Raw genomic sequence first — 1026 nt, 5'->3', positions numbered from 1 at the left:
GATGACCAAGTGGAACACCACGGGCAGCGAGGCTCGCGGCTCCGCCGCGCGCAACACCAGCCAGCGCCTCAGTCAGCCCGACAACACCGCGGACCCCCTCACACCCAAGAACGTCGGTGGATCGAGGCTAAACCCTCGGCCCTGGCATGAGACTCTCCTCCGCGGTCATGTTCGTCAAGAAACTTGACCGGTCCGTCGACTTCTACACCAAGCTACTGACCGCAACCGTCACCGCCTGCGACACCTCAGCTGCGTTGCTCGTCGGTCCCGGTGATTACCAGCTCTACCTCCGCGAGATGGGCACACGCGCCGAACATCCGCTCGGTGCGATCGGGATCCAATACCTGATCTGGAGCGCCGAGACGCTGGAAGACCTTCGCCGCTGCGAAACGCTCCTTCGGGAACTTACTCCCCACGTCACCGCACAAACGGTCGACGGTTTCGACATCGTCGAAGGGTCAGGACCCGACGGTGTACCCATCGTCGTCGTGTACCCAGGACCCGAGAAGCTCCCCCGCGACCAGATCATCCCCCGCATCTATACCTGGTGACTGACTCCTCACTTCCACACGCGTTCATAACCAGAAGACGAGCAGGTCCATGACTCGCACAGATCCAACCCCTCCCGCGATCACCCCGCAGACCACACCGGCACCCCGCAAACTACTCAAGATAGGCGCATCCGCATGAACCGCTCAAGCCCAGAAGACATCTCGGAAGCCGACCGTATCGAGACGGCCGAAGACATTCTCGAGGAAGAGATCCTGAACACGTCCCTCGCCGAGCAGGGGCTTCTCCCCGTACCCGATGCCTCACCCTCAGACGGACCCGCACCAGCCGCCTGACCTCACCCCTGCGCCACACCACACCACTAAGCCTGGATCCACCGATGGGGCATGGGGTGAGATCGGCGCGTTAAACGGAGAATACCTTTCTGATCAGGGATAATTGTTCTTACCACAGAGACAATTGGACCCGAAAAGAGAGGCATCTCGCAGATGCAAGTTTCTCATGCCGCACGGGCCG

General features: G+C 61.1%; 2 protein-coding genes. Both read left to right on the top strand.

Features of this window, described 5'->3' with window-relative positions; all coding sequences use genetic code 11:
* Nucleotides 1-146: 146 nt before the first annotated feature.
* Nucleotides 147-551 (top strand): VOC family protein, encoded by a 405-nt coding sequence (locus B7R24_RS02085; protein WP_116417341.1) that lies wholly within the window; start codon nucleotides 147-149, stop codon nucleotides 549-551.
* A gap of 135 nt (nucleotides 552-686) precedes the next feature.
* On the top strand, nucleotides 687-845 hold the full coding sequence (locus B7R24_RS17475) for a hypothetical protein (protein WP_172582666.1): 159 nt from the start codon (nucleotides 687-689) through the stop codon (nucleotides 843-845).
* The last annotated feature ends 181 nt before the right edge of the window (nucleotides 846-1026 follow it).

The sequence above is a fragment of the Subtercola boreus genome, assembly GCF_003399645.1.
Taxonomy (GTDB): Bacteria; Actinomycetota; Actinomycetes; order Actinomycetales; family Microbacteriaceae; genus Subtercola; species Subtercola boreus_A.
This window is presented reverse-complemented; position numbering and strand designations above follow the sequence as displayed.

Bases quoted from the DNA above. Each gene is read 5' to 3' on its own strand.
- B7R24_RS17475 (WP_172582666.1), top strand. From the start codon at position 687: ATGAACCGCTCAAGCCCAGAAGACATCTCGGAAGCCGACCGTATCGAG.
- B7R24_RS02085 (WP_116417341.1), top strand. From the start codon at position 147: ATGAGACTCTCCTCCGCGGTCATGTTCGTCAAGAAACTTGACCGGTCC.